This window comes from Roseobacter ponti, assembly GCF_012932215.1.
Taxonomy (GTDB): domain Bacteria; phylum Pseudomonadota; class Alphaproteobacteria; order Rhodobacterales; family Rhodobacteraceae; genus Roseobacter; species Roseobacter ponti.
In genome coordinates this window covers 63,760-84,048 of the sequence record NZ_CP048789.1, presented here as the reverse complement: position 1 = coordinate 84,048, position 20,289 = coordinate 63,760, and the positions used below count along the sequence as shown (strand labels likewise).

Genomic DNA, 20,289 nt, shown 5'->3' with positions numbered 1-20,289 from the left:
GTGAGGGGCCGGCCCCTCACACTCCCCGGGATTTTTCGAAGCCAGAGAAGGGGGGTCATGCGCGGACCCCCAGTTGCAGCAGGTCGTCACGGCGCAGCGGGCGCGAAAAAAGCCCGGCGAGATCTCCTGCCTGTTCGTAGAAATGGACCGGTGTGAAGACAAGCTCGATGGCCCATTTTGTGGAGAGGCCTTCGGCTTCGAGCGGGTTGGCGAGGCCAAGACCGCAGACCGTGAGATCAGGGCGGGCCGCGCGGCAGCGGTCAAGCTGAAGATCGACGTCCTGTCCTTCGGAGAGCACAGGGCCCTGTGCCAGCATGTCGAGATCGGGGCCGATGATGCCTTTGTGGATGAAGGGCGCGCCGACCTCTATGGCCTGCATGCCGCATTCGCGGGTCAGAAAGCGGGCCAGCGGGATTTCGAGCTGGCTGTCGGGGAAGAAGAACACCGATTTGCCGCGCAGACTGACAGAGGCCTGGGCGATGGCTTTGCGGGCACGGGCACGCGGGGCGGCGGTGACCCTTTCGAATGTCGCGTCGTCCACGCCGAATTCATCGGCGATCATGCGCAGCCAGGCGGTGGTGCCTTCTTCGCCGAAGGGGAAGGGGGCCGCGATGTGCCGGGCGCCGCGGCGCTCCAGTTCTGCATGGGTGTCGCCCAGGAAAGGCTGCGTCAGGGCGAAAACAGTCTCTGTACCGACGCTAAGGTCACTGTCGGCACGTGGTGCTGGCAGGACGCGGACAGGGCCGATGCCCATCTGCGTGAGCAGTGAGACCGCCTGTTCCTCGACCACATCAGGCAAAGCGCCGACAAGAAGTAACTGGCGTTCGTTTGTTTCCGGCAGAACGGGAACCATGCTGGCAAGGCAGGCGTCTTCGCCCTGGGTAAACGTCGTCTCGATGCCGGATCCTGAGAAATTCAGTACCCGTACGGAGGGGGCGTATTTTTCTGTCATGCGCTCGGCGGCGCGCGACAGATCCAGTTTGATCACTTCGGACGGGCAGGAGCCCACGAGGAAAAGCTGGCGGATATCTGTGCGCCGTGCGAGCAGCTGATCTACGACTTTGTCGAGCTCGGTCTGGGCATCGGCAAGGCCCGCAAGGTCAGTTTCTTCGAGAATCGCTGTTCCGAAGCGCGGTTCGGCAAAAATCATCACGCCTGCGGCGGATTGCAGCAGATGCGCGCAGGTCCGGCTGCCGATGACCAGGAAAAAGGCGTCCTGCATTTTGCGGTGCAGCCAGATGATTCCCGTCAGACCGCAGAACACCTCGCGCTGGCCGCGCTGCTTCAGAATCGGTTCATCACGGCATCCGCCGGAGGTCGGAAGGCGCGGCAGATCGTTCATGCGGCCACCCCCGTTCGAGGGGCGGAATGCGCTGTCGCCTGCAGCCGCGCAGCCCTGAGCTTCAGTACGAACTGGACCGCGTTGATCACGTAGGCCGCATAGGCCGCGAGCGCCAGAAACATCAGCGCGCGGGGATCAAGAGCGCCACTGAAAAGCGCCCAGATATAGGCGGTGTGGAGTGCGATCACGGCGAATGAAAAGACGTCTTCCCAGAAGAATGCGGGGGCGAAAAGGTACTGACCGAAAACGATTTTTTCCCAGATCGCACCGGTGACCATGATCACATAGAGTGCCAGCGTTTTAAGCAGGACAGAAACTGTCGCGGCCATGTAGCCGTCGTCCGTCCAGAGATAGCGCAGTACCAGCACCAGAGAGACCAGGAAAACGGCAAACTGCAGCGGCGCCAGAACCCCCTGAACCGTGGTCCAGACAGTGGCGTCGCGACGGGCGCGTTCGGCCGGCGAATAGAGGCCTGCGCGGTCCGTTCCGGCTGTTGTTGTGGTGTCCATCCCCAAGGAGGCCTTTCGCGCCTGTTACCTTTTGAAAGTAGCGTTTCTTTGCGAAAAGTGTCAACTGTAACTTACACATTGAAAGCGGTGAAATGACAATCTGGTCTGACATTACCGGGGTTGGATTTCGCCCGTTTTTGCAATTATTACGGGTTTACAGGTGATTTTTGCCGAATTGAATCCGATCAATGCCCGCTGATATGTCAATTTGATTTGACATTCTGGTGGTGAAGGCAGACTCTGTACGCGCAAACGTGTCCGGGCCACCGCCCGGTCCTTCCGGGAAATGCAATGCCGACCGATGATCACAGAGAAACGCCTCGTACGGAGCGCAGCCGACCGGTTTATGTCGATGCGCTGGCGACACGGGTGATTTCAGTGCTGAGCAGCAGACAGGCCGTCTCTCCGGGTGGCATGCGCCAGTTCGTTCTGGATCATCTTCTGCGCGCCGCGCTGTGCCCGGGTGGTTTTGAGCCCGCGGAACTCATCGCGGAACTGCGCGGGCACCGTTTATCGGTCGATGAGATCATCGACATCTATATTCCTCAGGCGGCGATCGTGCTCGGACAGATGTGGGTCGATGATGACGCCAGTTTTGCCCAGGTAACGATCGGCTCCATGCGGTTGCAGTCGCTGGTGGGCGAGGCCGCCGCAGGCAATGTGCCTGACGTCGTCACGGACCGTACCCGGCTGACCGGGCTTGTCGTCGTACCGGCCAACGAGCAGCATTTCCTCGGCGCCAGTGTGCTTTCTGCGCAGCTCAGACGCCTTGGCTGTGATGTCGGCACATCCTTTGATGAAGACGAAGGATCGCTCGCGGCGCGGGTGATGCTGGAATCCCCTGATCTTGCGCTGGTGACCTGTTCCCGCATTGAAAACCTCAATACGGTGCGCCGGACGGTACAGACGATCCGAAATGCAGCACCTGAGGGCTGTGTGATCGCACTCGGCGGTCTGGTGACGGCCTGTGCCGCCGATCTCAGGGCCAACACCGGCGTCGATATCGTGACCAGCAAGGCCGCGGAGGCCGTTTCCTTTTGTGCCGCTGAGTTCGCGGCGGCAAGCCGCTCATGACAACCGGAGAGAATACATTCTGGAGCAGCGGTGCTGTTCCCCTGATCGAGCCTGAGTTTCTCAGCAGCATCATCGGGGCCGCGTCGGACATCGCGCTTGTGGTTTCTGCCGAGGGCATCATTCTGTCGGTGGTTCTGAACACGCATATCGAATCCTTCGGTAATCTGAAGCACTGGGAGGGGCGTCCGGTCGCGGACTTTCTGACCAGCGAATCCGTGCCGAAGTTCGAAAAGGCACATGACGCCTATCTTGCCGGCGAGGTGCCGAAAAAGCCGCTGGAACTTAATCACAGCGACAATGCGGTCTGGCAGTATCCGGTCCGTTACACATTTCACCGGTTCGGCTATGAGAACGCAGCGCTGCTGCTGGGCCGTGACCTGAGACCGATCGCGGAAACGCAACAACAGCTGGTTCAGGCGCAGATCGCGCTGGAGCAGGGGTATGAAGCGCGCCGCGAGTTTGATGCGCGGTATCGCGTGCTGATGGCCAACAGCTCGCAGGCTGTTGTCTTTGTCTCGGTGCAGTCCGGGCGGATCGATGACGCAAACGAGGCGGCGGCGACACTGCTGGGTCTGGGCACAGAGGCGTTGCGCGGCAGCTCACTTGCGCAGCACTTCAACGACCGCTCCAGCGTTGAGCTGACCGAAAGCCTTCTGAATGCGACGCTGTCGGAGGAAGGCGGGCGGGTCACTCTGCGTGCCACCCGCACACGTCAGCAGATCGTTCTGCAGCCGGTTGTTTTCAGGGCAGGGGGCCAGCGCGTTCTGCTCTGCCGTCTGGACTCGGATACCGCCGTCGCAGAATCCAGCGGCGAGGCTGCCAATCAGGCGCTGTCTCTCTTCCGCCTTGGGGCGGATGCCATGCTCTTCATCTCACCCAGGGGCGTGATCCTGTCCGTCAACGAAAGCTTCCTCGATCTTGTGGGCGCGCCGCATCTGTCTGGTGTGGTCGGGCGCAGTCTTGGTGATTTCCTGAGCCGCGGCCAGATTGACCTGAGCGTTCTGACAGATCCGCCCCAGCGGGCGGGCCAGATGCGGACCTATTCCACCAAGCTGATCAACGATCTCGGCACGAGGGTGTCGGTGGAGATTTCTGCCACGCACCTGGATGATGCCGATGCGCCGTCAATCGGATGTATCGTGCGTGATGTAAGCCGGGTTGAGGCGCAGCGCAGTGCCGCCGGTGCAATCGCCGGCGGTCAGATGCCGCCTGAATCGAGCCGGAACGTTATGGATCTGGTCGGATCGGCCTCGCTCAAGGATATCGTGGCCGAAACCACGGATGTCGTTGAGAAGATGTGCATTGAGACCGCGGTGGAGCTGACCAGCAACAATCGGGTCGCCGCGGCTGAGATGCTGGGCCTGTCGCGCCAGAGCCTCTATGTGAAGCTGCGCAAGTACGGTCTGCTCGCCAAAAACACCTGATCCGGGCGCTGTTCTCCCACTTGCGCCGACTCAAAGTGTCAGCCATAGTTTACACATGTCTGTCACTCAGATCATACAGCCGCGCCGCTTTCCCGAACCAGCCGCCGCTCTGCGCCTGATAAAACCCGTGACATGGTTCCCGCCGATGTGGGCCTATCTCTGCGGTGTTGTATCGTCCGGTGCCTCTCCGTCCGGGCAGTGGACGCTGGTGCTGCTCGGCGTGGTCCTCGCGGGCCCGGTGGTCTGTGGTATGAGCCAGGCCGCCAACGACTGGTGCGACCGCCACGTGGACGCCATCAACGAACCGGACCGCCCGATCCCATCGGGTCGCATCCCCGGTCGCTGGGGTCTGTGGATCGCCCTTGCAATGTCGGTGCTTTCTCTTTTTGTCGGCTGGCAGCTGGGCCCCTGGGGTTTCGGTGCCACGGTGCTGGGCGTGCTCGCGGCCTGGGCTTATTCCGCTGAGCCTGTGCGTCTGAAACGCTCGGGCTGGTGGGGCCCTGGCCTTGTGGGTCTGAGTTATGAAGCCCTGCCGTGGTTTACCGGTGCCGCCGTGCTGAGCGCCGGCGCGCCTGCGCTGCCCGTAATCGTGGTGGCGCTGCTTTACGGTATCGGCGCGCATGGCATCATGACGCTGAATGATTTCAAGGCGCTGGAAGGTGACCGCCAGACCGGCGTGAATTCCCTGCCGGTTGTGCTCGGACCTGCACGAGCGGCGAAAGTCGCCTGTCTGGTTATGACCGTGCCGCAGATCATGGTCACAGCCCTGCTGCTGTTCTGGGACAAGCCGCTGCACGCCGCCGGCGTCGCCGCCGTCCTGCTCGCGCAGTTTTGGGCAATGACCGTCATGTTCAAAGATCCGGAAGGCCGCGCGCCCTGGTACAACGGCACCGGCGTGCTGCTTTACATCACCGGCATGATGATCGCGGCCTTTGCGCTCAGGGGGCTCGCATGAAACCACTGAGCTGGCTTTCGATTGCGCGTCTGGGTCTGGTGCAGATGGCGCTGGGGTCGGTCGTGGTGCTGACCACGGCGACGATGAACCGGGTGATGGTGGTCGAACTGGCGCTGCCGGCGATCCTTCCCGGGCTGCTGGTCTCTCTCTATTATGGGACTCAGTTTCTGCGGCCCCGCTTCGGGCACGGCGCGGATCAGGGCGGAAGGCGTACCCCCTGGATCATCGGTGGCATCGCCCTGCTTGCCGCAGGTGCTGTGGGTGCTGCACTTTCGGTCGGCCTGATGGAGCGGAGCGCCGGGGCCGGGATCGCGGCGGCGGTGCCATCCTTTCTGCTGATCGGTCTGGGGATCGGATCCGCGGGCACCAACCTTCTGGCGCTGCTGGCCTCCCGCGTGAGCGAAGGACGCCAGGCACCCGCCGGCAGCCTCGTCTGGATCATGATGATTTTCGGCCTCGCGGTGACCGGGATCACCGCCGGTATCCTGCTCGACCCTTACACACACAGCCGGCTGGTTGCCGTGACGCTTGGCGTTTGTGCGGTGGCGCTGGCGCTGGCCTGCATCGGTGTCTGGGGCCAGGAGGGTGTTGCCGCAGGCCCGGCAAAACCGCGCCACCAGGCGGCCTTCCGCGATGTCACGCGCGAGCTCTGGAGAGACCCGCGGGTCCGCGTCTTCACCGTTTTCGTCTTTGCCTCGATGCTGGCCTACAACCTGCAGGATCTGATCCTTGAGCCATTTGCCGGGCATGTCTTTGGCCTCACCGTCGGCGAAAGCACTCAGCTCGGCGGTATGCATCACGCAGGCGCGCTGGCCGGCATGCTGATCGTTCTGCTGTCGGGTACGCTGCTGGCGCGCTGGGTCACCGTGCCGATCCGCGTCTGGATTGTCGGCGGCTGTGTCCTCTCGGGTCTGTCGCTGATTGGCCTTGCCTGGGGCGGGGCGCGCGCACCCGACTGGCCGCTGGCCGGGAATATCTTCACGCTGGGTCTGGCCAACGGCACCTTTGCCGTTGCAGCCATCGGTGCCATGATGAGCCTCGCGCGCGAGGGCGGTGACGGACGCGAAGGCGTGCGCATGGGGCTCTTCGGGGCGGCCCAGGCGATTGCCTTTGGCGCCGGCTCTTTCATCGGAACAGCCATGGTCGATATCATGCGCTGGCTGACACAGGCCGACGCTACGGCCTATGGCGCCGTTTTCACATTTGAGGGTTTTGTTTTTCTGATCGCGGCAGGTCTGGCCATGCGCCTGACGGCTCCGGGACCGGAAAACCGGAACCAGACCGCAATGATGCCGGGGGAATGAGAAATGTATGATGTAGTTGTCGTGGGCGGGGGCCCGTCGGGTGCTACCGCAGCACTTGATCTGGTGAACTCCGGACACAGGGTTGCGCTGCTGGACCGCGAAGGGCGGATCAAACCCTGCGGCGGGGCGATCCCACCAAGGCTGATGCAGGATTTCCACATCTCTGATGAACAGCTCCTGGCAAAGGTCAATACGGCGAGGATGATCTCGCCCACCGGCCGTCACGTCGATATCCCCATCGAAAACGGCTTCGTCGGGATGGTCGACCGCAAGGATTTTGACCCGTTCCTGCGAGCCCGCGCGCAGGAGGCGGGGGCTGCGTATTTCACCGGCACCTTTGTGCGGATCGAGCGGCCTGAGGGCACGCCGGTCGTGATCTATCGCGACAAAGCCACCCAGGAAGAACGCGAACTGCCCTGCAGACTGGTGATCGGTGCGGACGGCGCCAAATCCCGTGTGGGTCTGGCCGAGGTCAAGGACGCCGACAAGGTGCCGCTTGTCTTTGCCTATCATGAGATCATCAAGGCGCCGCCCAAATCAGAGATCTACGATCCGGTGCGCTGTGACGTGATTTATGACGGGGCCATTTCGCCGGATTTCTACGGGTGGGTCTTTCCGCATGGTGACAGCGCCAGCGTTGGCATGGGCACTGAGCTGTCGTCGGTGAACCTTAAAGAAGCCACCGCAGCTTTGCGCGCGGCCTCGGGGCTGGCAGGCTGTGAGACGATCCGCAAAGAGGGCGCGCCGATACCGCTGCGCCCGCTTGACCGCTGGGACAATGGCCGCGACGTGCTGCTGGCCGGCGATGCCGCCGGTGTCGTGGCGCCAAGTTCGGGCGAGGGGATCTATTACGCCATGGTCGGGGGCCGGGTGGCGGCGACCGCCTGTGCGGCCACTCTGGCCTCGGGCCGGGTGAAAGATCTGCGCCTCGCCAGACAGCTCTTTATGAAAGAGCACAAAATGGTTTTCCGGGTCCTCGGCTCCATGCAGAACGCATATTATTGCAGCGATGAACGGCGTGAGCGGTTCGTGTCGCTCTGCCATGATGTGGACGTGCAGCGCCTGACATTCGAGGCCTATATGAACAAGAAACTCGTGCGCGCACGGCCCATGGCGCATCTGAAAATAGGCCTGAAGAACCTTGCGCATCTCACCGGTATTGTGCCAGTGACCCGCGTATGACGATCATGATCCCGGCCTGGGTAGATGGCACACTGACACCGGTTGAAAAGCTGGAAGCCCATGTAAAAGGGCTGCGCCACAAGGCTGTGTCGGTCTTTGTCATGCGCGGTGAGGCAGTGCTGATGCAGCAGCGCGCGATGTGCAAATACCACACGCCCGGGCTCTGGACGAACACCTGCTGCACGCATCCGGACTGGGACGAGGCACCGCTGGACTGTGCGGCGCGGCGGCTGGATGAGGAGCTTGGCCTGACCGGTCTGGCGCCTGAGCACCGGCATCATCTGGAATACCGCGCCGAAGTGGGCGGTGGTCTGACCGAACATGAAGTCGTGGACGTGTATGTCGCTGAAGCGGGGCCCACGCTGAAGGTAACGCCCGATCCTGAAGAGGTCATGGCCGTGGAATGGGTGCGCTACAGCGATCTGCTTAAACGCGTGACCTGGGAGCCGGAGCGGTTCACACCCTGGCTCCGCATTTACCTGCGCGATCACGCGCAGACGATTTTCGGGGATGTGGCCGAAGGTGTTGCCCCCTGAACGGGTGCGCCGGGTTCCTCAGATAAGCCCCGGTGCCATGGCCGCTGCCGCGCGTACCGGGTCAATGACAGGCACACCCAGATCCGTTTCAAGCTGCATGCGCCGTGGAGAAAACCCGGCACAGCCCGGTATGACGGATCGTGCGCCCTGCGCGACCAGTTGTTTTCCGGCCGCCAGCGTTTCAGCATAAACCGCATCCGAGCGCCCGGCATCAAGGGCTGAAACTCCGCTCAGGCCGACCTCTCCCGCGCAGTGATGTAAAATGCCCAGCCGGTCATAAAACGCCATGTGCCGCGGGATCGAGGCCGGCGAAAGTGCGATCACGCCAAAGGGCGCACCGGTCGCAATGGCGGTCATCACCGAGGCCATCTGGATGCCGATGACGGGAACGCGGACCCGGTGGCGCACTTCTGTCAGCCCCGGATCGGAAAAACAGGCGATGATGATCGCGGCCGCGTCCGGGCGTGTCGCGGCGAGGTCCGCCACGCGGGCGCCGGCCTCTGTGACATCCTGATCCGTAGAGATCGTGCGCGGGCTTTCGGCAATAGTGACGCACTCGAACCGCCCGGCGGCACCAGGCAGGGCGTTCACGGCAGCCGCGATCTCTTCGGTGACTTCAACGGTCGAGTTGGGGTTGATCACGAGGATGGGTCGGGGGCCGCTCATATCGCGCGCGCCAGAGGTTTGCGGGCGATGAAGCGGCCCTGGCCTTCCGGGGCGCAGAGCACACGGTCGCGGATCACAGGCATCCCGCGGTTCAGCACGGTCACCGGCCGCCCGGTGATCTCCATTCCCTCGAAGGGCGTGTAATCCATATTGTCGTGCTGATCCTCCAGGGTCACGCGCCAGCGCTCTTCGGGATCCCAGATGGCGATATCGGCATCAAATCCGGGGGCGAGATCCCCCTTGGTGTCGAGACCAAAGACCCGTGCCGCACTGGTTGCGGACAGCCCCGCGAATGCCTCAAGGCTGATACGCCCCGCCACCACGCCTTCGGAAAAAAGCCAGGGCAGGCGCATCCCGATCCCCGGCATCCCGTTGGCGATCTTGGGGTAGGGTGCCTCTGCCCCGTTGATGAATTTGCCCGTTTCGTCAAAGCGATACGGCGCATGATCCGAACTTACGCAGTCGAAGGTGCCGGCGGTGATATTCTCCCAGAGCACCTCCTGTGTGGCGGTATCGCGCAGCGGGGGCGAGCAGATGAACTTTGCCCCCTCCATGCCCGGCCGGTCGAGATCCTCTGCTGTAAAAGCCAGGTAATGCGGGCAGGTTTCGGCAAAGACCGCAGTGCCGGCGGCTTTTTCTCGCGCAATGATTTCCGCCCCGCCGGGGGTTGAGACATGCACCACAAAAAGCGGCGCACCGGCCAGTTTCGCCAGTGACACCGCGCGGTGAATGGCTTCCTCTTCGGCCAGCGCGGGGCGGCTTTCTGCGTGATAGCGGGGCGCGGTTTTGCCCTCTGCCGCCAGTTTTTCATTCATCCAGCGGACCATCGCATCGTTTTCGGCATGCACCATGGTGACAGCACCGTGGGCTCCGGCAGTGGTCAGAATATCGAGAAACTGGCGGTCATCCACTTTCACCAGATCATAGGTCATAAAGACCTTGAACGAGGTTACGCCGCGCTCAAAGGCCATCGGCAGACCCCTGGTCAGAACCTCGGGCGTGGGGTCGCTGATGATCAGGTGCCAGGAATAATCAATCACGCTGCGCGCGGCCCTTGCTCCATAGGTATCGAGCACGCTTGCCACCGATTGTCCGCGCTGCTGTGCGGCAAAGGGCACGAATGAACTGTTTCCGCCGAAGGCCGCCGAGACCGAACCGGAAAAGTAATCATCCGCGTTCATCACCCCGGCGGCACTTTCCTGTGCAATATGCGCGTGGGTTTCGATGCCACCGGGCAGCACGATGCGGCCCGTGGCGTCAATCACCGTTTCCGCGCCCGTCAGTCTGTCGTCGATGGCGGCAATGCGCCCGTCGCGGATGCCGATATCGGCCCTTGTGCGCAGGGTGGTGGTGCAGATCTCGCCGCCACGGATGATGGTGTCGAATGTCACGGGCGGGCCTTCATTAACGTGGTGCAGGTATCTGTTTGTATCCTGCCCGATGCCGCCCGGGGCTGCAAAGCTAAAGAACGCGGAGAAAATTCTGTAATGATGATTATGTAATAATCAGGGCGCATAACATCGCATCCGGTGCACAAAGCCTTCACCCTGACGCCGACCTCCGGTATTGAGAGTAAAGACCGGCGCGGCCTGCGCCCGAGAGGCAGTGAAACCGACATGTCCACCATGAGGGATACGGTCCCGCGCACCGATCTGATCGTCTGTCCGCATTGCGATGCGGCCTGGAGTCTTGCGCGTCCTGAACCCGGTGAACGTGCGGTCTGCCAGCGCTGTCACACGGTGCTGATCACCCCGCGGCGCAAGGCGGGAATGCAGATCATTGCCCTGGCGACAGCGGTTCTGTTTCTGATTATCGCAGCGGCGATTTTCCCGTTCCTCACGATCTCGGCCGGCGGGACGACCAATTCGGTCTCGATCCTCGAAGCCGCGCTTGCCTTCAGCGACGGGCCGCTCATATTGCTTGCCCTGGCCACTGCGGCGCTGATCGTCTTTATTCCGCTGACCCGTGTGCTGCTGTCGCTTTATGTGCTGGTACCGCTGGTCCTCGACAGGCCGCCGGCGCCGCATGCCGCGCGTGCCTTCCGCCTCTCAGAGGCTTTGCGGCCCTGGTCGATGGCGGAGGTTTTCGTGATCGGCTGTGCGGTGGCGCTGATCAAGATCAGTGAACTTGCGGATGTTACTTTTGGCCCTGCATTCTGGATGTTTGCAGCTCTGGTCGTTCTCGTTGTGCTCCAGGAGAGCTTTTTGTGCAGGTGGTCGGTATGGAACGCGTTGAGCGAACCTCAAAAGTCATAACTGCCCGCGATCTGGGGCTGGTGGCCTGCCTGCGCTGCGCCCAGGCCTGGCCGCGCGAGACGGAACGCTGCGGTCGCTGCGGGCACCGGCTGATCCTGCGTGACGACAAAAGCCTGCAGCGCGTGGCGGCGTACTGGCTGCTCGGGTTTGCCTGCTACATCCCTGCGAACCTTTATCCTATGCTGAAGACCGAAACGCTGCTGTCGGTGCAGGAGGCGACGATTGTCGGCGGCGCGATCGAGTTCATCTATTACGGCAGCTATTCAATTGCGCTGATTATCCTTTTTGCCAGCGTCGTCATCCCGCTTGCGAAATTCATGGCGATTGCTTTTCTTGCGGTCTCCGTCGTCCGCCCGTCCAGCACCGCGCCGCATCAGCGTCAGGTGCTCTATGAGGTGGTCGAATATATCGGGCGCTGGTCGATGATCGATATCTTTGTGGTTGCGATCATGTCCGCACTGGTGCAACTGAACAGCCTGGCCTCCGTGCACCCCGGGATCGCCAGTCTGTTTTTTGCACTGTCGGTGATCTTTACGATGCTCTCCGCTCAGGCCTTTGACAGCCGCATGATCTGGGATGTGCAGGACCAGCGCGAAGGAACGCAAACGTGAGCGAAACACCGCAAAAAGTCTCTGTGGAGACGGCCCGCCGGTCCTGGACACAGCGGATTTCAGTGATCTGGCTGATCCCGCTCATCGCGCTGGTGATTTCGCTCGGTGTGGCGTTTCAGTCGTGGAATGACCGCGGCCACCTCATCACCATCGAATTTGACAGCGGCGCCGGCATATCGCCGCGCCAGACCGAACTGCGCTACAGGGATGTAAAGGTAGGTGTGGTCGAGGACGTGCAGTTTTCCGAAGATCTCAGCAGCATCATCGTCGCGGTTCGTGTCGATAAAGAAGTGGCGCCCTATGCGGATGCCGGCGCGGGTTTCTGGATTGTGCGGCCGGAGCTGACCGCGCAGGGCGTGTCCGGTCTGGATACCGTTATCAGCGGTGTGTTCATCGAAGCGTCCTGGGACAGTGAAATCGGCCCGGTGCGGCGGTCGTTCAAAGGGCGTGAGACAGCACCGCTGTTCCGGCCCGGTGACGAGGGTCTGCAGATCGCGTTGCGCACCATCCCCGGCGGAACGCTCACCGATAACGCGCCTATTCTGTTCCGGGGCATCGAGGTCGGCCGCGTGGGGTCCGCGCGCATTTCCGGGCGGGGGAATTTCGCCATCGCCGAGGCCATCATCTATGAGGATCACCGTGATCTGATCACCCGCTCGACACGGTTCTGGGACACATCCGGGTTCAGCGTCTCCATCGGGCCCACTGGTGCTGAGGTGGATTTTTCCTCGCTGGCAACCCTGGTCGGGGGCGGCATTACCTTTGACACCTTTGTGTCCGGCGGCGCGCCTGTTGCGGATGGCACAGTCTTTGAGGTGTTCGGTGATTCGTCGGCGGCGCGAAACAGCGTCTTCAATGCCTCCGAGGTTGAGCTGCTTGAGATGCAGGTTATCTTCGACGAGAATATCTCCGGCCTGACGGTGGATGCCCCGGTGGAACTCAGCGGTCTGCGCATCGGGTCTGTGGAGAGCCTGTCTGGTATTGTGGACAGTGACGCCTTTGGTGACAGCCGCGTGCGCCTCAACGTCGTAATCGGCGTGCAGCCTGCGCGCCTCGGTCTGCCTGGAGAAGTCAGCGCTGATGCAGCTCTTGAGTTCCTCACAGAACGGGTTGCCGCCGGCCTGCGCGCGCGCCTTGCATCGGGCAGCCTTCTGACCGGGGGCCTGAAGGTCGAGCTGGTGGAAGTAGTCGATGCAGAGCCTGCGAATATCTCCACAAACAGTGACGATGTGATCCAGTTTCCGAGCACCGAAAGCGAAATCTCCGACGCCGCAGCCACGGTTGAGGGCGTGTTCACCCGGATCAACAGCCTGCCCATCGAAGAGCTGCTGAACAACGCCATTCTCTTTATGGAAAGTGCCACAGCGCTGGTGTCGGACGCCGATCTGCGCGGCACCTCCGAGGAGGTCCGGGGTCTTCTTGGTGACGTGCGCGGGATCGTGACATCGCAGTCGGTGCAGGATATTCCGGTGCGTCTCAACGCCTCACTGGAGCGGATCGAAGAGCTGCTGGTGCAGCTTGCCAGTGAGCAGCTGGTGCCACGGGTGATCGAGGCGATTGATGCGGCGACGAGTGCTGCGGTCTCTGTCGGCGCCTCGGTTGAAGGTGTGCCGGAGCTGATCGATCAGCTGAATGCGGTGGCGGCTAAGGCAGAAACGTTGCCCGTCGAGGATCTGATTGTCGAACTGACAGGTCTGACCAGCGCCGCCGAAGCGCTGATCGATACCGATGCTGCCCGCGATCTGCCGGCCTCGCTCGGCTCTGCGCTTGATGAGCTGAATGCAACGCTGGCCGATCTGCGCGCCGGGGGGGCTGTGGATAACGTCAACGCCACGCTGCTGTCGACGCGGGAGGCGGCGGATGCCGTCGCCCTTTCGAGCCAGGACCTGCCGGCCCTGGTCGAACGGATTTCGCGCGTTTTTGAACAGGCGAGCGCGACAATCGCAGGCTATAACAAGGGCGAAGCACTGAGCCGCGATGCTCAGGCGGCCATGCGCGATATATCACAGGCCGCGGAGGCCATCACATCGCTTGCGCGGTTGCTCGAACGCAACCCCAGCGCGCTGATCAGAGGACGATAATATGAGACACCTGGTGACCGCCCTGATCGTGATGCTGACCCTGGCCGCCTGTACCGGCACCGCCGAACGTTACGCAGTGCCCGCACCTGGCGTGAATGAGCGCCAGCGCATCGCCTTCCGCGCTCTTGAAGTGCGCGAGGTGTCCCTGCCCGCCTATGCCGCCGCCGATGAGATTTCTCTGCAGGATGATGCAGGCCGGCTTGTCAGTGACGGTGCCGTGCTCTGGGCAGACACGCCCGACCGGGCGATCGCGCTCGAACTCACACGGCATATAGCGCAGCTTTCCGGGGCACGTGTGGCGTCGTCGCCCTGGCCTTTCGAGAGCTTCCCCGATGCGCGCCTTGATCTGAGATTTGAATCGCTGGTTGCCGGAAACGACGGTCAGTTTCGCGCAAAAGGACAGTATTTCGTCGCTGTGGCAGAGGGCGGGCGGGAACGCTCGGGACTTTTTGATCTCAGCGTGGCCTATGATCCTGCTGCCGGCCCCGGTGCCATCGCGGCGGCGCGCGGACAGATCATCCTTGATCTTGCCCGCTTTGTTGTGCGCAACGGGCTGCGTTAATCCGGCCAGTCGGCCAGGGCCTTCGCCACGCGGGACAACCCGTCTTCCAGATTAACCCCGGCACCGCCGCCCACGCCCAGCCTGATATGCCCCGGTTGGTCATAAGCGCTGCCGGGCAGCAGGAATGTGCGGTACGGCTCCTGCAAAAGGCGCCGCGCAAAGGCATCGCTGTCGATGCCCGCGGGCAGCTTTCCAAGACCGATAAGACCGGCCCGGGGTGACACCCAGGCCAGCCCTGGCGTGGCATCAACCCATGCGTTCATCCGTTTCAGATTGGCGGCGCCGGCGGCCCGCGCGTTCTTCATTGCGGTAGCATACCGCACCGGTCGCAGGGCAATCTCCGCGATGGTCTCGCCCATAATGTTCATGATCTCGGAGGCGTTTTCGCGCAGGATCACCGCATCCATCACCAGATCCGCGTCTTGCGAAATGAGCCAGCCGGTGCGCAGCCCCTGCAGCCCCAGCGCCTTTGAAACGGAGCCTGTCGTGATCCCGCGCGGGTAAAGTCCGGCCACCGACGGCGCGCGCGGTCCCTCCCATTCCAGCCCGGCGTAAACCTCATCCACCAGCAGCCAGGCCCCGGCGCGATCGGCGATCCGAACGATCTGCTTCAGGTCACGCTCGCTCAGCACCTGCCCCGTGGGGTTGTTGGGATTGCTGAGAAAAATCAGTTTTGTGGCCTGGGTGACCGCATCTTCAAGGGCTGCCAGCGGCAACTGCCATTCCTCGTCCTCGCGGCGGGTGACCCTGACGATTTTTGCACCCACCGCTTTTGCCAGCACCTCGGCCTGGGGCCATCCGGGGGTTTCAATGACGATTTCGTCTCCGGGGTCCAGCAACTGCATGATCGCAAGATAATTGGCCTCTGCCGCACCGGCGGTGATCAGCACATCCTCACGCTTGCAGACGCCCGTCAGCCCGGCCTGGGTCAGCACATGATCACGCAGCTCAGGCAGCCCGCGAAAGTCGCGGTTGTTCCAGTCGAGCGGCAATGCCGGATCGAGCTCACTCAGAAAATCACCCAGCCGCGGCGATTCCGACAGGGAGAAGCCGACAATCGCCTGCGGGTCTGCGCCGGTGGTTTCCAGCAGATACTGAAACAGCGTGTGAATCTTGACTTTCATCCGGTGCGCCCCTTTGCTCGTCAGGCAACACGGAACAGGCCCGGGGATCAAGATGCAAGCCCTTCTGAAAGGCATGCCAAAGCGACTGGCTATACTGGATTACGGCCTCTTTCAGGTGCATGCCAACGGGCGCATCATCGGGATCTGTGGCTATGTCATCGAGACCACCGCAGGCGAGATTGTCCTGATAGATACCGGGTTTCCTGCGAAATACGCCGAAGATGCGGAGGCCGCCACAAAGGAAGACGAACTGGGGGGGTTCGGTCAGGTCCTTTCTCTTACACCTGAAAACCTGGCACCTGCTCAACTGGGATTGTTGGGGCTGAACCCGGCCGATGTGAATCTGATGATCCAGAGCCACACTCATATCGATCATGTGGGGTTTATGGACGGCTTTCCGGAAGTGCCGATCCTGATCGCGGCGGCCGAGCGTGCTCTGCCCCGGCCGCTTTACTGGTCCGGAAAGCAGGCGATGGAATGGCCCGAGGCGGATTACCGGCTGGTGACGGGCGACATGGTGGCAGGGCCCGGGTTTGAGGTTCTGCTCACACCGGGGCATGCACCGGGCCAGCTGGCCTTTATGCTGTCACTGCCGGAAACGGGAGATGTCCTGCTGACCTCGGACGCAATCAGCCGCGCTGCGGAAATCGACGAAAAATTCGCGGGATCCTGGGACGAAGCGCAGGCGATGCACCATGGTGCGCGCCTTATGGAAATGGCGGCTGAACGCCGGGCGATGGTGATTTTCGGGCATAGTCCCGAACAGTGGCCCGAGCTGCGCAAAGCGCCGCACTGGTACACCTAGCGCACGTCCCGGCCCTGGTTGAGAATGATCACATTGCCGCTGGAAATGTCACCAGCCGGCGAGACCAGAAAGCCAACCCAGGCCGCAACTTCATCCGGGCGCATGGCCCTCCCGTGCGGCATCTGGGCGATGGCTTTCTCCAGGACTTCTTCGCTCAGCACCCCGAAAAGAGGCGTTTCCGTCATCGCCGGTGCGATCGAGTTCACCGCGATTTTATCGCGGGCATATCGACGGGCAAGATCTTTGGTCAGCGTGTCCATTGCCGCCTTGGACGCGCGGTAATGTGGCGGATCGAAGACGTCGAAGTTATAGGCGCCGTTGGAAGAGATATTGACGATCTTGCGCACACCCTCACGCCCCGACATCAGCCGGACCGCAGCCTGACAACAATGAAACGCGCCTGAGAAATTCACCGACATCTGCTTGTTGAGTTCTGTCGCAGGGATGTCCGGGAAATCCGACATGAAACAGGTGCCGGCATTGTTGACCAGCACATCCACCCCGCCATGTTTCGTCGCGATGGTCTCAAAAGCGCCGCTGATTGCGTCGGGATCAGTCAGATCGGTGGTGATGCCGGTGAACCCTTCAGCGGTCATTTCACTGAGACCTCCTGCGTCCAGATCAAGACCGGTCACGACCAGCCCGTCGGCCAGCAGCCGTTTTGTTATCGCACGTCCAAGCCCGCCGGCGGCCCCTGTCACAACAGCGATGCGTGTCATTGATCGGTCTCCTTGTGGTCGGTGCGCTGTGTCAGGGCGGCGAGGGTCTGCGCATCGAACCCGGCCTCTGCCAGAACCGATGCGGTGTCCGCCCCCGGTGCGCCGGGCGCAGAGGGTGCGCGTGTGCCGGAGCGGCTGAAGCGCGGAGCGGGTGCGGCCTGCGCGATCCCGCCCGGGTCGGTGAACACACCCCGCGCGCGGTTTTCGGGATGCAGCGTTGCCTCGGTGAAATCAAGCACCGGTGCGACACAGGCATCAGAGCCGGCAAAGAGAATGGCCCAGTCGTCCCGTGTGCGGCTGCGGAAGGTTTCTGAAAAAGCCGCAGAACGTGCGGGCCATGAGGCCCGGTCATTCTGATCCGGCCCGGGATCGAGCCCGGCAATCCGGCAGAGTTCCGCATAAAACTGCGGTTCGAGAGCACCCACTGAGATGAATTTACCATCCGAGCACGCGTAACACCGGTAAAAGGGGGCGCCGCCGTCAAGAAGATTGACCCCGCGCGCTGCCTGCCAGTCGCCTTTCGCCAGCCAGCCATGGATAAGGCCCATCATTGCCGGCACCCCGTCGATCATTGCGGCATCGACCACCTGGCCTTTGCCTGAGACGCCCCGTTCGATAACGGCAGACAGAATGCCAAAGAGCAGAAACATCGTACCGCCACCGAAATCAGCAACCAGGTTCAGCGGCACGACGGGCGGCTGATCTGCCGGGCCGATGGCATGAAGCGCGCCGGTCATCGCCAGATAGTTAATGTCGTGCCCGGCCGTCAGCGCCCTGTCACCGGTCTGCCCCCAGCCTGTCATCCGGGCATAGATCAGAGTTTCAGGGCAGGTCTCGGGGCCCAGACCGAGCCGCTCCATCACGCCGGGACGGAAGCCTTCGATCAGCACATCCGAACGCGCAATGAGCCTGCGTGCGGCCTTCAGCCCACCATCAGATTTCAGGTCAAGCACCACTGAACGCTTGCCGCGCCGGTTGACGTCTGCAGGGTCCTGCGGGGCGACGGTGCGGTCGATGACAATCACATCCGCACCGAGATCCGCCAGCAGCTGTCCGGCCAGCGGTGCGGGCCCCAGACCGCTGAATTCAATCACCCGCAAAGAGGCGAGCGGGCCGGTCATTCTGCCATGTGACAGGCGACCCGCGTCCCTTCGATTGTGCGCATAACCGGCCGTTCCTTCCTGCAGATGTCCTCTGCGAGCGGGCAGCGCGGATGATAGGCGCATCCGGGGGGCGGGTTGATGGGATCGGGAATTTCACCGGTCGGCGGCGGCACCTCGCGGCCGAAATCATCAAGTTTTGGCGCGGCGGCCAGCAGCATCTGCGTATAAGGATGGCGCGGATTTTCAAACAGCGCGTCGGGCCCGGCCTCTTCCACCAGACGTCCCAGATAGAGCACGCCGATCCGGTCGGCCATGTGCTGTACCACCGTCAGATCGTGGCTGATAAAGAGATAGGTGAGGCCCAGCTGATCCTTGAGATCACTCATGAGGTTGAGCACCTGAGCCTGAACGGAGACATCAAGCGCCGAGGTCGGCTCGTCACAGACGATCAGTTTCGGCCCGGACGCCAGTGCCCGCGCGATACAGATCCGCTGGCGCTGCCCGCCTGAGAACTCATGCGGAAACTTGCCGGCGTCACGTGCAGAAAGCCCCACCTCTTCGAGCAGACGTTCTGCCATGCCAGTGGTGTCGCCACCGCGCGCGGCAACAGGCTCCACAATGATGTCGCGCACCCGCCAGCGCGGGTTGAGCGAGGCAAAGGGGTCCTGGAAAATCATCTGGATATCGCGCCGGACGGCATCGACCTTTGCGGCATCTGTCTCGCGCGCGAGGTCCGTGCCGCGGATTTCCACCGAACCTTCAGACGGGCTCAGCAGCCCCACCAGCATTTTACCGATGGTCGATTTTCCTGAGCCACTTTCTCCCACGAGAGCATAAACGGTCTTTTCTTCGATCTCGAAGCTGACATCTGAGACAGCGGTCAGCCAAGCTTTGGGGCGTCGTTCCACGAGCCGGTTGATCCAGGGTTTCGATACGTCAAAAACGCGGGTGAGATTGCGGATGCTGACCATGCCCGTCATGCGACACCTGCCCGGTCGAGGGGGAACCAGCAGGCAGCACGACCATCGCCGTCGCTGATCAGCGGGCCGGGTGCGCTGCTGCACCGGGCGGCGGCGCGCGGACAGCGCGGATGGAATGCACAGCCCTCAGGCAGGCTGTCGAGGCGCGGCATGGCACCGGGGATCTGATGCAACCGGTCTTTGCCACGCGAGGCGAGCGGCGTGGAGCCCATGAGGCCCGCGGTATAGGGATGATGTGGCTGCATCAGAACCTCGCGCACGGGGCCAAGCTCTGCGAGCCGGCCTGCATACATCACAGCGACGCGATCCGCCGCTTCGGCGATCACGCCCATGTCGTGGGTGATCAGCATAACGGCGGTGCCGCGATCCCGGCAGAGCCGTTTGAGCAGCGCGATGATCTGCGCCTGGACGGAGACATCAAGAGCGGTCGTCGGCTCGTCTGCGATGATCAGCGAGGGCTCAGCGCAGAGCGCGAGCGCGATGACCACGCGCTGGCGCATGCCGCCGGAGAACTCATGCGGGTAGCTGCCGACGCGCTCGGCGGCACCCGGGATGCCGACCTCAGCCAGGGCGGCCACCGCACGCTCTTCGGCTTCGGTTCGGGTAATGTCGAGATGCGCCAGCATGGTCTCGGTCAGCTGATCACCGATCCGCAAAAGCGGATTCAGCGAGGTCAGCGGGTCCTGAAAGACCATGCCGATTTCTTTGCCCCGCAGGCGTCGCATAGCCTCCCCGGTCAGGTGGTCTATCCGCTGCCCGTTCACGACAATCTCGCCGCTGGCAATATGCGCAGGCGGGCTCAAAAGCCCGATCACCGCATTGCCGGCCATCGATTTGCCGGCCCCGGATTCACCCACCACACCCAGCACTTCACCGGGCGCGATGTCATAGGAAACACCGTCCACAGGGCGCAGAATACCGTGCCGGGTGGGGATCTCGACTGTGAGGTCGCGGATTGAGAGAACGGCGTCCTTCACGGGCGGCACCTTTCAATGAATGCCACCAGGCGCTGTTGCCGGCAGGATCGGGACCGGGGCATTGAGGCTTCCTGAACAAG

The 20,289-nt window shown here is 62.5% G+C and carries 20 protein-coding genes; 11 read left to right on the top strand and 9 right to left on the bottom strand.

Translation table 11 applies throughout. From position 1 onward, the window contains the following. Positions 1-55: 55 nt before the first annotated feature. Together G3256_RS19055 and bchF are read right to left on the bottom strand one after the other, a co-directional pair. A complete protein-coding gene (locus tag G3256_RS19055; RefSeq protein WP_169642583.1) occupies positions 56-1,342 on the bottom strand; it encodes a ferredoxin:protochlorophyllide reductase (ATP-dependent) subunit N in 1,287 nt (428 codons plus the stop codon). Beyond that, positions 1,339-1,851 (bottom strand): 2-vinyl bacteriochlorophyllide hydratase, encoded by a 513-nt coding sequence (gene bchF / locus G3256_RS19050; RefSeq protein ID WP_169642582.1) that lies wholly within the window; start codon positions 1,849-1,851, stop codon positions 1,339-1,341. Before bchF ends, G3256_RS19055 begins: the two co-directional genes overlap by 4 nt. A gap of 291 nt (positions 1,852-2,142) precedes the next feature. Between bchF and G3256_RS19045 the strand changes: the two genes are divergently transcribed. The 6 genes from G3256_RS19045 to idi are packed head-to-tail and all read left to right on the top strand — an operon-like array spanning position 2,143 to position 8,326. After that, a complete protein-coding gene (locus tag G3256_RS19045) occupies positions 2,143-2,925 on the top strand; it encodes a cobalamin B12-binding domain-containing protein (protein WP_169642581.1) in 783 nt (260 codons plus the stop codon). Beyond that, complete coding sequence (gene ppsR, locus G3256_RS19040) at positions 2,922-4,349, top strand: transcriptional regulator PpsR (RefSeq protein ID WP_169642580.1); 1,428 nt, start codon at positions 2,922-2,924, stop codon at positions 4,347-4,349. The genes G3256_RS19045 and ppsR overlap by 4 nt, the downstream gene beginning before the upstream one ends. A 55-nt stretch (positions 4,350-4,404) precedes the next feature. Next, the gene (gene chlG, locus G3256_RS19035) at positions 4,405-5,304 is read left to right on the top strand and encodes a chlorophyll synthase ChlG (protein WP_169642579.1); all 900 of its coding nucleotides are present in this window, start codon (positions 4,405-4,407) and stop codon (positions 5,302-5,304) included. Beyond that, positions 5,301-6,608: a BCD family MFS transporter gene (locus tag G3256_RS19030; RefSeq protein WP_169642578.1), complete on the top strand. Its 1,308-nt coding sequence runs from the start codon at positions 5,301-5,303 to the stop codon at positions 6,606-6,608. The genes chlG and G3256_RS19030 overlap by 4 nt, the downstream gene beginning before the upstream one ends. A 3-nt stretch (positions 6,609-6,611) precedes the next feature. Continuing rightward, on the top strand, positions 6,612-7,790 hold the full coding sequence (locus tag G3256_RS19025) for a geranylgeranyl diphosphate reductase (protein WP_169642577.1): 1,179 nt from the start codon (positions 6,612-6,614) through the stop codon (positions 7,788-7,790). After that, positions 7,787-8,326, top strand: coding sequence for an isopentenyl-diphosphate delta-isomerase (gene idi, locus G3256_RS19020; protein ID WP_169642576.1), 540 nt, complete (start codon positions 7,787-7,789; stop codon positions 8,324-8,326). Before G3256_RS19025 ends, idi begins: the two co-directional genes overlap by 4 nt. Before the next feature lie 18 nt (positions 8,327-8,344). On the opposite strand, the gene G3256_RS19015 is transcribed toward idi, so the two are convergent. Further along, positions 8,345-8,992: an aspartate/glutamate racemase family protein gene (locus tag G3256_RS19015; protein ID WP_169642575.1), complete on the bottom strand. Its 648-nt coding sequence runs from the start codon at positions 8,990-8,992 to the stop codon at positions 8,345-8,347. Continuing rightward, complete coding sequence (gene hydA, locus G3256_RS19010; RefSeq protein WP_169642574.1) at positions 8,989-10,383, bottom strand: dihydropyrimidinase; 1,395 nt, start codon at positions 10,381-10,383, stop codon at positions 8,989-8,991. Before hydA ends, G3256_RS19015 begins: the two co-directional genes overlap by 4 nt. Before the next feature lie 234 nt (positions 10,384-10,617). Here hydA and G3256_RS19005 point away from each other — a divergent pair, with 234 nt between their 5' ends. Genes G3256_RS19005 through G3256_RS18990 form a run of 4 tightly spaced genes read left to right on the top strand, consistent with a single transcriptional unit; the run spans position 10,618 to position 14,501 of the window. Continuing rightward, positions 10,618-11,247 (top strand): paraquat-inducible protein A, encoded by a 630-nt coding sequence (locus G3256_RS19005; RefSeq protein ID WP_169642602.1) that lies wholly within the window; start codon positions 10,618-10,620, stop codon positions 11,245-11,247. Next, positions 11,214-11,858: a paraquat-inducible protein A gene (locus G3256_RS19000; protein WP_206040832.1), complete on the top strand. Its 645-nt coding sequence runs from the start codon at positions 11,214-11,216 to the stop codon at positions 11,856-11,858. The genes G3256_RS19005 and G3256_RS19000 overlap by 34 nt, the downstream gene beginning before the upstream one ends. Then, positions 11,855-13,939 carry a PqiB family protein gene (locus G3256_RS18995; RefSeq protein WP_169642573.1) on the top strand — a complete coding sequence of 695 codons (2,085 nt, stop codon included), beginning with the start codon at positions 11,855-11,857 and terminating at the stop codon, positions 13,937-13,939. Before G3256_RS19000 ends, G3256_RS18995 begins: the two co-directional genes overlap by 4 nt. A gap of 1 nt (position 13,940) precedes the next feature. Beyond that, a complete protein-coding gene (locus G3256_RS18990) occupies positions 13,941-14,501 on the top strand; it encodes a PqiC family protein (protein ID WP_169642572.1) in 561 nt (186 codons plus the stop codon). Here G3256_RS18990 and G3256_RS18985 read toward each other — a convergent pair. Then, entirely contained in the window at positions 14,498-15,625 is a 1,128-nt protein-coding gene (locus G3256_RS18985) for a pyridoxal phosphate-dependent aminotransferase (RefSeq protein ID WP_169642571.1), read from the bottom strand. The genes G3256_RS18990 and G3256_RS18985 overlap by 4 nt on opposite strands. 52 nt (positions 15,626-15,677) lie before the next feature. Here G3256_RS18985 and G3256_RS18980 point away from each other — a divergent pair, with 52 nt between their 5' ends. Next, entirely contained in the window at positions 15,678-16,430 is a 753-nt protein-coding gene (locus G3256_RS18980) for an MBL fold metallo-hydrolase (RefSeq protein ID WP_169642570.1), read from the top strand. Here the strand turns inward: G3256_RS18980 and G3256_RS18975 are convergent. From G3256_RS18975 to G3256_RS18960, 4 genes are read right to left on the bottom strand one after another with little or no spacing between them, the layout of a single operon-like run. Next, positions 16,427-17,149 (bottom strand): SDR family NAD(P)-dependent oxidoreductase, encoded by a 723-nt coding sequence (locus G3256_RS18975; RefSeq protein WP_169642569.1) that lies wholly within the window; start codon positions 17,147-17,149, stop codon positions 16,427-16,429. The two genes, G3256_RS18980 and G3256_RS18975, sit on opposite strands and share 4 nt — an antisense overlap. Then, positions 17,146-18,270 (bottom strand): CaiB/BaiF CoA transferase family protein, encoded by a 1,125-nt coding sequence (locus tag G3256_RS18970; RefSeq protein ID WP_169642568.1) that lies wholly within the window; start codon positions 18,268-18,270, stop codon positions 17,146-17,148. The genes G3256_RS18975 and G3256_RS18970 overlap by 4 nt, the downstream gene beginning before the upstream one ends. Then, positions 18,267-19,232 carry an ABC transporter ATP-binding protein gene (locus tag G3256_RS18965; protein WP_169642567.1) on the bottom strand — a complete coding sequence of 322 codons (966 nt, stop codon included), beginning with the start codon at positions 19,230-19,232 and terminating at the stop codon, positions 18,267-18,269. Before G3256_RS18965 ends, G3256_RS18970 begins: the two co-directional genes overlap by 4 nt. Continuing rightward, positions 19,229-20,209, bottom strand: coding sequence for an ABC transporter ATP-binding protein (locus tag G3256_RS18960; RefSeq protein WP_169642566.1), 981 nt, complete (start codon positions 20,207-20,209; stop codon positions 19,229-19,231). Before G3256_RS18960 ends, G3256_RS18965 begins: the two co-directional genes overlap by 4 nt. Positions 20,210-20,289: the final 80 nt, after the last annotated feature.